The sequence below is a fragment of the Achromobacter sp. 18P8.1.1 genome (genome assembly GCF_057799415.1).
The window spans coordinates 1-12,931 of the sequence record NZ_JBYOKH010000057.1 but is presented as its reverse complement, the minus strand read 5'-3'; the positions used below and the strand labels follow the sequence as shown (position 1 = coordinate 12,931).

The 12,931-nt window shown below is 63.6% G+C and carries 11 protein-coding genes; 8 read left to right on the top strand and 3 right to left on the bottom strand.

The window, feature by feature from the left end:
* Nucleotides 1-67: 67 nt before the first annotated feature.
* From AC27VE_RS26305 to AC27VE_RS26295, 3 genes are read left to right on the top strand one after another with little or no spacing between them, the layout of a single operon-like run.
* Nucleotides 68-940, top strand: a complete 873-nt coding sequence (locus tag AC27VE_RS26305; protein ID WP_088588679.1) for a branched-chain amino acid ABC transporter permease — start codon at nucleotides 68-70, stop codon at nucleotides 938-940.
* A 3-nt stretch (nucleotides 941-943) separates the two neighbouring features.
* Nucleotides 944-2,872, top strand: coding sequence for a branched-chain amino acid ABC transporter ATP-binding protein/permease (locus tag AC27VE_RS26300; protein WP_427962281.1), 1,929 nt, complete (start codon nucleotides 944-946; stop codon nucleotides 2,870-2,872).
* 18 nt (nucleotides 2,873-2,890) lie between these two features.
* A complete protein-coding gene (locus AC27VE_RS26295; protein ID WP_006224764.1) occupies nucleotides 2,891-3,613 on the top strand; it encodes an ABC transporter ATP-binding protein in 723 nt (240 codons plus the stop codon).
* 954 nt (nucleotides 3,614-4,567) lie between these two features.
* Here the strand turns inward: AC27VE_RS26295 and AC27VE_RS26290 are convergent.
* The 3 genes from AC27VE_RS26290 to AC27VE_RS26280 form a co-directional block, all read right to left on the bottom strand.
* Entirely contained in the window at nucleotides 4,568-4,993 is a 426-nt protein-coding gene (locus AC27VE_RS26290) for an organic hydroperoxide resistance protein (RefSeq protein ID WP_006224765.1), read from the bottom strand.
* A gap of 163 nt (nucleotides 4,994-5,156) precedes the next feature.
* Complete coding sequence (locus AC27VE_RS26285; RefSeq protein ID WP_088588677.1) at nucleotides 5,157-5,618, bottom strand: MarR family winged helix-turn-helix transcriptional regulator; 462 nt, start codon at nucleotides 5,616-5,618, stop codon at nucleotides 5,157-5,159.
* Between the two features lie 66 nt (nucleotides 5,619-5,684).
* Nucleotides 5,685-6,392 carry a Crp/Fnr family transcriptional regulator gene (locus AC27VE_RS26280; protein WP_006224767.1) on the bottom strand — a complete coding sequence of 236 codons (708 nt, stop codon included), beginning with the start codon at nucleotides 6,390-6,392 and terminating at the stop codon, nucleotides 5,685-5,687.
* A gap of 169 nt (nucleotides 6,393-6,561) precedes the next feature.
* Here AC27VE_RS26280 and AC27VE_RS26275 point away from each other — a divergent pair, with 169 nt between their 5' ends.
* The 5 genes from AC27VE_RS26275 to AC27VE_RS26255 all read left to right on the top strand — a co-directional run bounded on the left by AC27VE_RS26275 (nucleotide 6,562) and on the right by AC27VE_RS26255 (nucleotide 12,851).
* Nucleotides 6,562-8,538, top strand: a complete 1,977-nt coding sequence (locus tag AC27VE_RS26275) for an AMP-dependent synthetase/ligase (protein WP_427962283.1) — start codon at nucleotides 6,562-6,564, stop codon at nucleotides 8,536-8,538.
* Between the two features lie 5 nt (nucleotides 8,539-8,543).
* Entirely contained in the window at nucleotides 8,544-9,341 is a 798-nt protein-coding gene (locus tag AC27VE_RS26270) for an ABC transporter ATP-binding protein (RefSeq protein WP_006224769.1), read from the top strand.
* An 11-nt stretch (nucleotides 9,342-9,352) separates the two neighbouring features.
* Entirely contained in the window at nucleotides 9,353-10,282 is a 930-nt protein-coding gene (locus AC27VE_RS26265) for a branched-chain amino acid ABC transporter permease (RefSeq protein ID WP_006224770.1), read from the top strand.
* Nucleotides 10,283-10,307: 25 nt separating this feature from the next.
* Nucleotides 10,308-11,372: a branched-chain amino acid ABC transporter permease gene (locus AC27VE_RS26260; RefSeq protein ID WP_006224771.1), complete on the top strand. Its 1,065-nt coding sequence runs from the start codon at nucleotides 10,308-10,310 to the stop codon at nucleotides 11,370-11,372.
* Nucleotides 11,373-11,510: 138 nt separating this feature from the next.
* Nucleotides 11,511-12,851: an ABC transporter substrate-binding protein gene (locus AC27VE_RS26255; protein ID WP_427962285.1), complete on the top strand. Its 1,341-nt coding sequence runs from the start codon at nucleotides 11,511-11,513 to the stop codon at nucleotides 12,849-12,851.
* Nucleotides 12,852-12,931: the final 80 nt, after the last annotated feature.

Here is a 12,931-nt window from a genome sequence, read left to right as displayed (position 1 = left end):
AGCCGCCTGAAAACAGCGTTCTGCCCAAGGGGGTTGGGACGGAACACAGCGCCTCAAGACACACACCATGATTCTTCTACAGCTTATCTATAGCGGTATCGCGCTAGGCATGATCTATGCCGTCATCGCGTTCGGATACCAGCTTACTTTCGCCACGTCGGGCACCCTGAACTTCGGCCAGGGCGAAGCCCTGATGCTGGGCGCGCTGGTCGGGCTGACGCTGGTCGGCCTGGGCGTGAACTACTGGGTCATGATCCCCATCGTCTGCATATTCGGCTTCGCGCAAGGCGCGCTCGTCGAACGGGTCGGCGTGCGGCCGGCCATCAAGACGCGGTCGGAGTTCGGCTGGATCATGGCCACCATCGCCTTGGGGATCATCTTCAAGAACGTGGCCGAAAACATTTGGGGCCGCGACGACCTGCGCTTCCCCTCCCCGCTGCCCGAGGCGCCGATCCAGGTGTTCGGCGCCAACGTGCTGCCCATGGAGCTGCTGGTCGTATTCGGGGCGCTGGGCATGATGATCCTGGTGGAAATCTTCAATCGCAAGTCCATCTACGGCAAGGCCTTCGTGGCCACCTCCAATGACCGCGACGCAGCCGGCCTGATGGGCATCAACACCGGCATGGTGATCACCTTCTCGTATGCGTTGTCGTCGCTGACCGCGGCGTTCGCTGGCGTGCTGGTGGCGCCGCTGACGCTGACCGGCGCCACCATGGGCGCGGTGCTGGGCCTGAAGGCGTTCGCCGTGGCGATCATCGGCGGCCTGTCCAGCGGGATGGGCGTCGTGGTGGGCGGGCTGATCCTGGGGATCGCCGAGACGACCACCGGTTTCTATCTTTCGACGGGGTACAAAGACGTGCCGGGATTGGTGTTGCTGCTGCTTGTTCTGACCTTCAAGCCCGCCGGCCTGTTCGGCAAGACCGCGATCAAGAAGGTGTAAGCGATGAAACCCTTGCACCTATTGCTATCCGTCGTGGCCGTGGCCTGCCTGGCCGCCGTGCCGCTGGGCGTGACCAACACGTATTACCTGCACCTGATCGAAACCATCATGATCTATTCGATCCTGCTGTTCGGGCTCGATATCGTGGTGGGTTACACCGGCCAGGTGTCGCTGGGCCATGCCGGGCTGTTCGGCATCGGCTCGTATGTCGCCGGCGTATTGTTCTTCCATCTGCAGATGCCCATCTGGGTGATACTGCCCGCCGCGATCCTGATCGCGGCGGCGTTCGGCGCAGTGCTGGCGCTGCCGGCGCTGCGGGTCACGGGGCCGTACCTGGCCATGGTGACGCTGGCGTTCGGCACCATCATCCAGATCCTGATCAACGAGATGACCTTCATGACCGAAGGCCCCTTGGGCATCAAGATTCCCAAGCCGTCCATCGGCGGGCACATCCTGACCAAGAGCGAGTACTTCTGGCTGGTAGGCGCGCTGCTGGTGATCTCGCTGATCGTCGTGCACCGCATCATGAAGTCGCACCTGGGCCGTTCCTTCGAGGCCCTGCGCGACAGCCCGATCGCATCGGACTGCATGGGCGTGTCGGTCTACCGGCACAAGGTATTCGCCTTCGTGATCAGCGCCGGTTTCGCCGGCCTGGCGGGCGCGCTGTACTCCTACTCTGAACAGTACATCTCGCCCAACACGTACAACTTCGAACTGACCATCCTGTTCCTGCTGGCCATCATCATGGGCGGCCGCAAGAGCCGCACGGGCGCCCTGCTGGGCGCGTCCATCATCGTGCTGCTGCCCAAGATGCTGGACGACATCGGCACCTTCCGGCTGATCGCACTGGCCGTGGCCATCCTGGTAACGGTGGGCAGCATCGTCGCGGTGTCCAAGGGCCGCGCCGAACCGCGGCGCGTGGTGGTGCCCGTCGTCGGCACCATCGTGCTGGCGGTCTTCTCGTATTGGCTGGACGCCGTGACCGACTGGCGCCTGACCATCTTCGGCGCCATGATCCTGTTCGTCGTGTATTACCTGCCCGACGGCATTGTCGGCTTCGTCCGCAACCTGTTCTTCTCGACCCGCCGCGCGGCGCTGACGGTCAAGTCGGACCTGGTGAAGGAACAAGACGCGGTCCCCGAAGCAGCGGCCGTGGCCGGCAAGGGCGAAACGCTGCTGACGGCCAAGAGCGTGCTGATGCAGTTCGGCGGCCTGAAGGCGTTGAACGAGGTGGACCTGACCATCAAGCGCGGCACCATCCACGGCCTGATCGGCCCTAACGGGTCCGGCAAGAGCACCATGATGAACGTGCTGACCGGCATCTATGTGCCGACCGCCGGCGCGGTGGAATTCTCGGGCAAGTCGCTGGTTGGCCTGGCGCCCGCGGACATCGCCGCCGCCGGCATCGCGCGCACCTTCCAGAACGTGCAGCTGTTCGGCGAAATGACCGCGCTGGAGAACGTGCTGGTGGGCCTGCACCACACCTTCACCACCGGGCTGGCCGGCATCGCCCTGCGCACGCCGAAGTGGAAGGGCGAAGAGCAAGGCGCCCGGGCCCGCGCGATGGCGCTGCTGGAATTCGTGGGTCTGGAGTCGCTGGCCAGCGAGGAAGCCCGCAACCTGCCGTATGGCAAGCAGCGCCTGCTGGAAATCGCCCGCGCGCTGGCGCTGGACCCGCAGTTGCTGCTGCTGGACGAGCCCGCGGCCGGCCTGACGGCGCCCGACATCGTCGAGCTGCTGGCCATCATCCGCAAGGTGCGCGACCACGGCATCACGCTGATCCTCATCGAACACCATATGGATGTAGTGATGGGAGTGTGCGACACGGTGTCGGTACTGGACTTCGGCCAGAAGATTGCCGAAGGCCTGCCGAACGAAGTGCAAAGCAACGCCAAGGTTATCGAGGCGTATCTGGGCGGCGCGCCCGCCTGACGCCAAGAGGACAACAAGATGCTATCGATCAAGAATCTGGAAGCGGGTTACGGCAAGGTGAAGGTGCTGCACGGCATCAGCATGGAGGTGCCGAAGGCGAAGGTCGTGACGCTGATCGGCTCGAACGGCGCCGGCAAGACCACGACGATGCGTGCGCTATCCGGCATGATCCGCCCGACCGCGGGCGAGGTCACGCTAAGCGGCAAGCGCATTGACGGCCTGGAATCCCACCGCATCGCGCGATTGGGCCTGGCCCATTCGCCGGAGGGTCGTCGGGTGTTCCCGACGCTGTCGGTGACCGACAACCTGCTGTTGGGGGCCTTCCCGCGCCTGACGGGCAGCCGCCCCAAGGGCGACGTGCAGGCCGACCTGGGGCGCGCCATGGACCTGTTCCCGCGGCTGAAGGAACGCCGCGAGCAATTGGCCGGCACGCTGTCGGGGGGTGAGCAGCAGATGCTGGCAATGGCGCGCGCGGTGATGCTGAATCCTGAACTGGTGCTGCTGGACGAACCGTCGATGGGGCTGGCGCCGATCCTGGTTGAGGAAGTGTTCCGGATCATTGCGCGGTTAAAGGACGAGGGCGTGACGATGCTGCTGGTGGAACAGTTCGCGGCCGCGGCGTTGAATGTGGCGGATTATGGGTATGTGCTGGAGAACGGGCGGATCTCCGTGCATGGGAGCGCGGAGAAGTTACGGGATGATCCGGCGGTGGTGGCGGCTTATTTGGGGGGTGGGCATTAAAGGGGTTTGATTTGCTGGGGCGAGGTTCTTAAGACGCCTGACGCGCCGGTGGCCTGCGGGACGCGGGTCAACGATTGCGGTCCGGAGCCTTCGCTCCGGACTTCCCCTTCGTCATCTTCGTTGTTGCCTACGGCAACCGCCTTCAGATTCCCTCGGGCTTATCGACTCCCCGCATCCCGCAGGCCACCGACACGACAGGCTCTGGAAGCTGACGTTTCACCGCAACTGGGGCGAATGGTTTTCTATGGCTTCGCATCAATGGTGGGGTGTGGTGGAGGGTCTTGCGGGGCCCGCCCCATGCCGGCCGCGCGGGCGGCCTCGTGGGGCTTACGCGAAGTCTTGCGTCGGGGTGATGCCGCTTCGCGTGTGGTGCGTGCGTCTTGCTGTTTTTCGTAGGATGGGTGGAGTGCGTTCGAGTCCAGCTACGAAGACCGCAGCGTGCCGCACGTAACCCATCATCGACGCATGCCTGACATCGCTTTCATCGGCGCTCGCCACGCATCATGCGCAATCGAAGGATGACGGCACGATGGGTTGCGCGCGATGTCTAGCATCGTTCCTGTAACGGATTTGCCGCGCTCCACCCATCCTACTGGTGCGTGCGTCTTGCTGTTTTTCGTAGGATGGGTGGAGTGCGTTCGAGTCTAGCTACGAAGACCGCAGCATGCCGCACGTAACCCATCATCGACGCAGGACGGACATCGCTTTCATCGGCGCATATCATTCACATCAATCAACGACGGCACGATGGGTTGCGCGCGATATCTAGCATCGTTCCTGTGACGGAATTGCCGCGCTCCACCCATCCTACGGCGACTGCGAGAGGCGGGTGGCGCGCAAGCGAGCATCGCCACGATGCCCAGAAGCGCGTATGCCGATTGCGCGCCGCCCGGGCGGCCGCAGTCGGCGGGCGTCCTACGAAGCTCGCCCACGCGCCCCAAAAAAACCCAACGATCAGACAATCGTCAACGTCACGTCAATATTGCCACGCGTCGCATTCGAGTAAGGGCAAACGATATGCGCCGCGGCCACCAGCTTCTCCGCCAACTCGCGCTCCATCCCGGGCAGCGAGATCTTCAATTCGACTTCGATGCCGAAGCCCGTCGGGATCGGGCCGATGCCGACGATGCCGTTCACCGACACGTCCGACGGAATGGCGATCTTGTCGCGGCCGCCGACGAACTTCATGGCGCCCAGGAAGCAGGCGGAATAGCCCACGGCAAACAATTGTTCCGGATTGGTGCCGGCTGCGCCCGCACCGCCCAGTTCGCGCGGCGTGGTCAGCTTGACGTCGAGGTTGCCGTCATCGCTGACGCCACGGCCTTCGCGGCCGCCGGTTGCGGTGGCATTGGCGCGGTAGAGGACTTTTTCGATAGACATGGTGCGTTTCCTTTGTAGGATGAAAGTTGAACTGCCTCGCCGGGCGGGCCCTCCCGCTCTGGCGTTTACCGATGACATGCAAACCTGCTGACTATATTAATAGCACACAACTATATCGTGCACTATTTATTTAAGCGGATGGCGGCGCGCGTCACCCCTCACTTCAAATACTGTCGGCCAGCTTTTCCCGCAGTGCGTGCAGCGTCTTCATCATGCCCTGCGCCTCGTCCAGGGTGCATTGTGCTGCACCGGCGATGGCGTGGGGCACGGTTTGGGCCTGCTCGCGCAGGTCGCGGCCTTGCTTGGTCAGCGACACGATCACCTGGCGCTCGTCGTCCACGGCGCGCTTGCGGCTGACCAGGCCTGCGGCCTCCAGGCGCTTGAGCAACGGCGTGAGCGTCGCGGAATCCAGGAACAGGCGGTCGCCGATATCCGTCACCGTTATCTCGTCGCCCTCCCACAGCACCAGCATCACCAGGTACTGTGGATAGGTCAGGTCCAGACCGCGCAGCAGCTTGCGGTACACCTTGTTCATCGCCAGCGAGGTCGAGTACAGGGCGAAACACAGCTGGCTGTCCAGCAGCAGCGGGTTGAAAGCGCCTTTGGGTTTGGGTCTGGATTTCATTGCGCAATATTAAATAGCGCGCTATTTAACGTCAAGCGCTTTTTTCAAAAAGAAATCTGCGCGCGCTCAGAGCGCCTGTTCGCCCTCGACCGCGCTGCGGTCGGAGCCGTACAGTTTCAGGCCGTCAAGATCCAGCACGCGCACGGCGCCGTACTCCACGTTCAAGAGGCCCGCCTCTTCCAGCTTGCGCAGCGCCTGGTTCGCGCGCTGGCGCGACACCCGGGCCAGATAGCCGACTTCTTCTTGCGTAATGGTCAGGCGCATCCCCATGCCGGGATACAGCAAAGGGTTGAAGAGCTCGGCCAGGCAGCGGGCCACGCGCGCATCCGGATCCAGCAGGCGGTCGTACTCCGCCTTGCCGATGAACTGCGCCACGCGCTCGTTCAGTTGATGGAGCAGATAACGGTTGAACGGGATGCTGGTGTCCAGCAACCAATCGAAAGTGGGGGCCGGCAAGCGCGCCACCACCGAATCGCGCAGCGCGACGATGTCGTACTTGCGGACCTCGCGCTTGAGCAACGAGCCTTCGCCGATCCAGCCGCCGGCGGGCACGCCGGTCAGCGACGCGACCTTGCCTTCCGCATTGCCGACCGACACCTTGACCAATCCGGCCAATACGCCAATCCATGCCTGGGCGAGTTCACCTTTGCGCTCTATGATCGATCCGGCAACAGCTTGCTGCACGGTCAGGTCCCGCTCGACGCGCGTTTGCTGTTCGGCGTTGAGCAAACGGAACCAGGCCGCGGCGAGTTGCAGGGAGTCGGCTAGCTGCATCGGGAATACCCTAAAAGTTCCTTGAATGTCGCGATGGTGACAGTTGGTAGCAACCCAACCTTATACCTTAACTCCTGCCGTAAATCTAAAACCAACTGGTCAAGCCCTTCATCGCCACTGCCGCTCCCGCGGACCCCTGGCGCGATGTGCCCAAACCGGAGGAGACAACGTGGCACATTCATCGCCCGCATCTGCACAGGTGCCGGCGGCGCTGGACACCTTTCCAGCGCTGCTGTTCGCGCATGCCAAAGTTCGTGGGTCGCGGCCCGCGATACGTGAGAAAGATCTGGGGATCTGGCAAACCCTTACGTGGTCCGACGTGGCCGAACATGTCCGGCACGTGGCGAACGGCCTTGCCTCGTTGGGCATCCGTCCCGGCATGCACGTCGCTGTCATCGGTGAAAACCGTCCGCGCCTGTATATGGCGATGATGGCCGCGCAGTCGTTGGGCGCAATCCCCGTTCCGCTCTACCAGGATGCCGTCGCGCAAGAAATGGTCTACGTGCTGCAAGACGCCGAGATCAGCGTGGCCGTCGTGGAAGACCAGGAGCAGGTCGATAAGATGCTGGAAGTGCGCGAGCAGTGCCCGGCGTTGAAGCACGTGGTGTTTGACGATCCGCGCGGCCTGCGCCATTACGCGGACCCCATGCTGCTGTCTTATGAGAAGCTGGAGACGCTGGGCCAGGAATACGCCGCCCAGCACGCCGACTACCTGGACCGCGCCATCGCCGCCGTGCAGCCGCACGATCCGGCCGCCATGTTCTATACCTCGGGCACCACGGGCAAGCCCAAAGGCGTGGTGCTGACCCACCATGCGTTGATCGACCGCGCACGCGCCGTGTCCGACATGGAGAAGCTGACCGACCAGGAAGACGTGCTGGCCTATCTGCCGCCCGCGTGGATCGGCCAGAACATGTTCTCGTACACGCAGCTGCTGGTCACGGGATTTACCGTGAACCATCCCGAATCGCCCGACACGGTGTCGATCGACATGCGCGACATCGGCCCCACTTACTACTTCGCGCCGCCGCGCGTGCTGGAAGGCCTGCTGACGCATGTGATGATCCGCATGGAAGACGCGGGCTTCATCAAGCGCAAGCTGTTCGGCGCCTGCATGAACCTGGCGCGCCGCGTGGGCACCAAGATCCTGGACGGCGAATCCGTCAACGCCTGGGACCGCCTGCGCTATGCGCTGGGCAACGTGCTGATCTACGGCCCCTTGCGCAACGCGCTGGGCATGAGCCGCGTGCGCGTGGCCTACACCGCGGGCGAGGCCATCGGCCCCGACCTGTTCGTCTTCTACCGCTCCATCGGCATCAACTTGAAGCAGCTGTACGGCTCGACCGAAACGTCCGTGTTCGTCTGCGTGCAGCCCGACGGCCACGTGCGCGACGATACCGTCGGCCCGCCGGTGGCCGGCGTGGAGATCCGGGTGGCGGACAACGGCGAGATCCTCGTCAAGAGTCCGGGCCTCTTCAAGGAGTACTACCGCAATCCGGACGCGACGGCCGAAGCGCGCAGCGCCGACGGGTGGTTCCATACCGGCGACGCCGGCTACCTGGACACCGATGGCCAGTTGAAGATCATCGACCGCGCGAAAGACGTGGGCAAGCTGGCCAACGGCAGCCTGTTCGCGCCCAAGTACATCGAGAACAAGCTCAAGTTCTTCCAGCACATCAAGGAAGCCGTGGCCTTCGGCGCGGATCGCGAAGATGTCTGCGCTTTCATCAACATCGATCTGGAAGCCGTGGGCAACTGGGCCGAGCGCCGCGGGCTGCCCTACGCCGGCTATACCGACCTGGCCGCCAAGGACGAGGTCTATCAGCTGATCGCGGAATGCGTGGAACAGGTCAATGCCGACCTGGCCACCGACCCGAAGCTCTCGGCCTCGCAGGTCAGCCGCTTCCTGATCCTGCACAAGGAACTGGACCCGGACGACGACGAACTGACCCGCACGCGCAAGGTGCGCCGCGCCTTCATCGCGCAAAAGTACGGCGTGCTGATCGACGCCCTGTTCGGCGGCAAGCAATCGCAGTTCATCGAGACCGAAGTGAAGTTCGAAGACGGACGCTCCGGCAAGATCTCGGCCGACCTGAAGATCCGCCCCGTCAAGACGTTCCCCGCCATCACTGCCAAGGCCGCGTAGAGATCATGAGCAACAACGACCGCGACCAGCGTATCGGCGACGTCATGCTGGACATGCAGAACATCTCCTTGTCCTTTGGCGGCGTCAAAGCGCTGACGGACATTTCCTTCAATGTGCGCGAGCACGAGATCCGCGCCATCATCGGCCCCAACGGCGCGGGCAAAAGTTCGATGCTGAACGTCATCAACGGCGTCTACACGCCGCAGCAAGGCGGCATCGCGTTCCGGGGCGAACGCTTCTCGAAGATGAATCCGCGCCGCGCCGCCGAAATGGGCATCGCGCGCACATTCCAGAACCTGGCCTTGTTCAAAGGCATGAGCGTGCTGGACAACATCATGACCGGCCGCAACCTGCGCATGAAGTGCGGGCTGCTGTCGCAAGCCTTCCGGTTGGGGCCGGCCGAGCGCGAAGAGACGCAGCACCGCGAATTCGTCGAGAACATCGTCGACTTCCTGGAGATCCAGGCCTATCGCAAGACGCCCGTCGGCCGCCTGCCCTACGGCCTGCAAAAGCGCGTGGACCTGGGCCGCGCGTTGGCGATGGAGCCGCGCCTCTTGCTGCTGGACGAGCCGATGGCCGGCATGAACATCGAGGAAAAGCAGGACATGAGCCGCTTCATCCTGGATGTGAACGACGAATTCGGCACGACCATCGTGCTGATCGAGCACGACATGGGCGTGGTCATGGATATCTCGGACCGCGTGGTGGTGCTGGACTACGGCAAGAAGATCGGCGACGGGCGTCCGGACGAAGTCCGCGCGAATGAAGACGTCATCCGCGCCTACCTCGGCGTCTCGCACTAAGGCGAACAGACATGGGATTTTTTCTAGAGACCTTATTCGGCGGCCTGATGAGCGGCATGATGTATGCGCTGATCGGCCTGGGCTTCGTCCTGATCTTCAAGGCGTCGGGCGTCTTCAACTTCGCGCAGGGCGCGATGGTGCTGGTCGCCGCGCTGTCCATGGCGCGTTTTTCGGAATGGATACCGCGCTGGCTCGGCTTTGACAACATGATCCTGGCCAACGTGCTGGCGTTCATCGTCAGCGCCATGGTGATGTTCCTCCTGGCCGTCGCCATCGAACGCTTCGTGCTGCGCCACCTGGTCAACCAGGAAGCCACGACCCTGTTGATGGCCACGCTGGGCATCAGCTATTTCCTGGACGGCCTGGGCCAGATCACGTTCGGCAGCTCGGTGTATTCCATCAACGTGGGCATGCCCAAGGATCCGATGATGATCCTGGACACCGTCTTCGAAGGCGGGCTGCTCATCAACCTGGAAGACCTGACGGCCGCCGTGATCGCCGCCCTGCTGGTGGCCGTGCTGGCGCTGTTCTTCCAATACACCTCGACCGGCCGCGCGCTGCGCGCGGTGGCCGACGACCACCAGGCCGCGCAATCCATCGGCATCCCGCTGAACCGCATCTGGGTGATCGTGTGGTGCGTGGCGGGCTTGGTCGCGCTGGTCGCCGGCATCATCTGGGGCTCGAAGTTCGGCGTGCAGTTCACGCTGTCCACCGCGGCGCTGCGCGCATTGCCGGTGGTGATCCTGGGCGGCCTGACGTCGGTGCCGGGCGCCATCCTGGGCGGCCTCATCATCGGCGTGGGGGAAAAGCTGTCCGAGGTCTACCTGGGGTCGCTCGTGGGCGGCGGTATCGAAATCTGGTTCGCCTATGTGCTGGCGCTGGTGTTCCTGCTGTTCCGTCCGCAAGGGCTGTTCGGCGAGAAGATCATCGACCGCGTGTAACCACCAGGCCCTCTAGGATAAAAACATGTTCTATCGCGAAAACGGCCAATTCAAGACCAGCTACCGGGCCGACCAGCAGATCTTCCCGATCCGCCAGGACCGCATCTTCATCTGGCTGCTGCTGGCCGTGGCGTTCATCGCCGTGCCGGCGCTGTCGTCCGACTACCTGCTGCGCGCCATCCTGATCCCGTTCCTGATCCTGTCGCTGGCCGCCGTGGGCTTGAACATCCTGGTCGGGTACTGCGGCCAGATCTCGCTGGGCACCGGCGCCTTCATGGCCGTGGGCGCCTATGCGGCCTGGAACTTCGGCGTGCGCTTTCCCGGAATGCCGCTGGTCATCCAGATCCTGCTGGGCGGTTGCTTCGCCACGATCGTGGGCGTGATCTTCGGCATCCCCAGCCTGCGCATCCGGGGCCTGTACCTGGCTGTCGCCACGCTGGCCGCGCAGTTCTTCGTGGACTGGGCGTTCCTGCGCATCCCGTTCTTCACCAACTACTCGTCGTCGGGCAACGTGTCGGTGCCGCCGCTGACGGCCTTCGGCCTGCCCGTGCAGAGCGCGCTGGAGAAGTACCTGTTCGTGCTGATCCTGGTGGTGATCTTCAGCCTGCTGGCCAAGAACCTGGTGCGCGGCGCCATCGGCCGCCAGTGGATGGCGATCCGCGACATGGACGTGGCGGCCTCCGTCATCGGCATCCGGCCCATGTACGCCAAGCTCACCGCGTTCGCCGTCAGTTCGTTCATCGTCGGCGTAGCCGGCGCCTTGTGGGGCTACATCCACCTGGGTTCGTGGGAGCCGTTGGCGTTCGACCTGACGCGTTCGTTCCAGCTGCTGTTCATGGTGATCATCGGCGGGCTGGGTTCGATCATCGGCAGCTTCTTCGGCGCGGCCTTCATCGTGCTGGTGCCCGTGGCGCTGTCGAACATCCCCCACGCGCTCGGCATCCCGCTGTCGGTCGACACCGCCGCGCACATCGAACACATGGTGTTCGGCGCGCTGATCGTGTTCTTCCTGATCGCCGAACCGCACGGGCTGGCGCGCTTGTGGAGCATTGGCAAAGAGAAGCTGCGCATCTGGCCGTTCCCGCATTGACCGTATTTTGATTTCGCATTGATTTCTGCGGACCGCGGCGGCAAAAGTGCCGCGGCCCACATCCTGAATACCCGGCTCAAGACCGGGCCAATCCCGGTGTCCCAGGGTTTACTGCCCCAAACACCACGCAGGAGGTAAATGGAGATGAAGCGTCTTAACCTGAAGTTGGCGGCAGCCCTGGTGGCCGCAGTCGGCGCCGTCGGCGCCGTGGCCACGCCGGCAATGGCGGCCGAAGAGCAGTTCGTTCCGTTGCTGGTGTATCGCACCGGGTCGTTCGCGCCGCTGGGCATTCCCTGGGCAGATGGCAAGCTGGACTACCTGAAGCTGGTCAACGAGCGCGATGGCGGCGTCAACGGCGTCAAGATCACGTACGAAGAATGCGAGACCGCCTACGCCACCGACCGCGGCGTGGAATGCTATGAGCGCCTGAAGGGCAAGGGCACGGGGGCTTCGGGCTTCGACACCCAATCCACCGGCATCACGTTTGCGGTCAGCGACAAGGCCATGGTCGACAAGGTGCCCGTCGAAACGATGGGCTACGGGCTGTCGCAGTCGGTGGACGGCAGCGTCTTCGAGTGGAACTTCCCGCTCCTGGGCACATACTGGACCGCGGCCGACGTGATGATCCAGGACATCGCCAAGAAAGAAGGCGGCATGGACAAGCTCAAGGGCAAGAAGATCGCCCTGGTCTACCACGACTCGCCCTACGGCAAGGAACCGATCCCGCTGCTGCAGAAACGCGCCGCCAAGGAAGGCTTCGAGCTGGTGCTGTATCCGGTGACGGCGCCGGGTGTGGAACAGAAGTCCACGTGGCTGCAGATCCGCCAGGCGCGTCCGGCCTATGTGCTGCTGTGGAGCGCGGGCATCATGACGCCGACCGCCATCCGCGAAGCGCAGGCCAGCGGCTACCCCCGCGACAAGATGTACGCGATCTGGTGGGCCGGCTCTGAAGGCGACGTGAAGGACCTGGGCGACGTCGCCAAGGGCTACAACGCCATCACCGTGCACAACAGCGGCGCCGAGCACGACAAGGTCTATGACGACCTGAAGAAGTTCGTCTACGACAAGGGCCAGGGCTCGGACAAGACGGCCAAGAACACGTTGGGCACCATCGCCCACACGCGCGGCATGATGATTTCGATGCTGCAAGTGGAAGCGATCCGCACGGCGCAAGAGAAGTTCGGCAAAGGCAAGGCATTGACGCCCGACCAGGTGCGTTGGGGCTTCGAGAACCTGAACCTGACGCAAGAGAAGCTGGACAAGCTGGGCTTTGGCCAGATCATGCGCCCGGTGAAGACCTCGTGCAGCAACCACAAGGGCGACGACTGGGCCCGCATCGTGCAGTGGGACGGCGCCAAGTTCAAGGTCGCCTCCGACTGGTATCAGGCCGACAAGACCATTCTGGACCCGATGGTCAAGGAAGCCGCGGCCAAGTACGCCAAGGAAAAGAACATCACGCCCCGCACTTGCGAGAACTGATGTGAACCGGGGGGGGGGGGGGGGGGGGGGGGGGGGGCGCCCCCCCCCCCCCCCCCCCCCCCCCACCCCCCCAAAAAAAA

What these genes read in the sequence shown, in the direction of transcription:
- AC27VE_RS26300 (WP_427962281.1), top strand. Translation starts at nt 944, where the DNA reads ATGAAACCCTTGCACCTATTGCTATCCGTCGTGGCCGTGGCCTGCCTG.
- AC27VE_RS26265 (WP_006224770.1), top strand. Translation starts at nt 9,353, where the DNA reads ATGGGATTTTTTCTAGAGACCTTATTCGGCGGCCTGATGAGCGGCATG.
- AC27VE_RS26270 (WP_006224769.1), top strand. Translation starts at nt 8,544, where the DNA reads ATGAGCAACAACGACCGCGACCAGCGTATCGGCGACGTCATGCTGGAC.
- AC27VE_RS26285 (WP_088588677.1), bottom strand. Translation starts at nt 5,618, where the DNA reads ATGAAATCCAGACCCAAACCCAAAGGCGCTTTCAACCCGCTGCTGCTG.
- AC27VE_RS26305 (WP_088588679.1), top strand. Translation starts at nt 68, where the DNA reads ATGATTCTTCTACAGCTTATCTATAGCGGTATCGCGCTAGGCATGATC.
- AC27VE_RS26295 (WP_006224764.1), top strand. Translation starts at nt 2,891, where the DNA reads ATGCTATCGATCAAGAATCTGGAAGCGGGTTACGGCAAGGTGAAGGTG.
- AC27VE_RS26260 (WP_006224771.1), top strand. Translation starts at nt 10,308, where the DNA reads ATGTTCTATCGCGAAAACGGCCAATTCAAGACCAGCTACCGGGCCGAC.
- AC27VE_RS26280 (WP_006224767.1), bottom strand. Translation starts at nt 6,392, where the DNA reads ATGCAGCTAGCCGACTCCCTGCAACTCGCCGCGGCCTGGTTCCGTTTG.
- AC27VE_RS26255 (WP_427962285.1), top strand. Translation starts at nt 11,511, where the DNA reads ATGGAGATGAAGCGTCTTAACCTGAAGTTGGCGGCAGCCCTGGTGGCC.
- AC27VE_RS26290 (WP_006224765.1), bottom strand. Translation starts at nt 4,993, where the DNA reads ATGTCTATCGAAAAAGTCCTCTACCGCGCCAATGCCACCGCAACCGGC.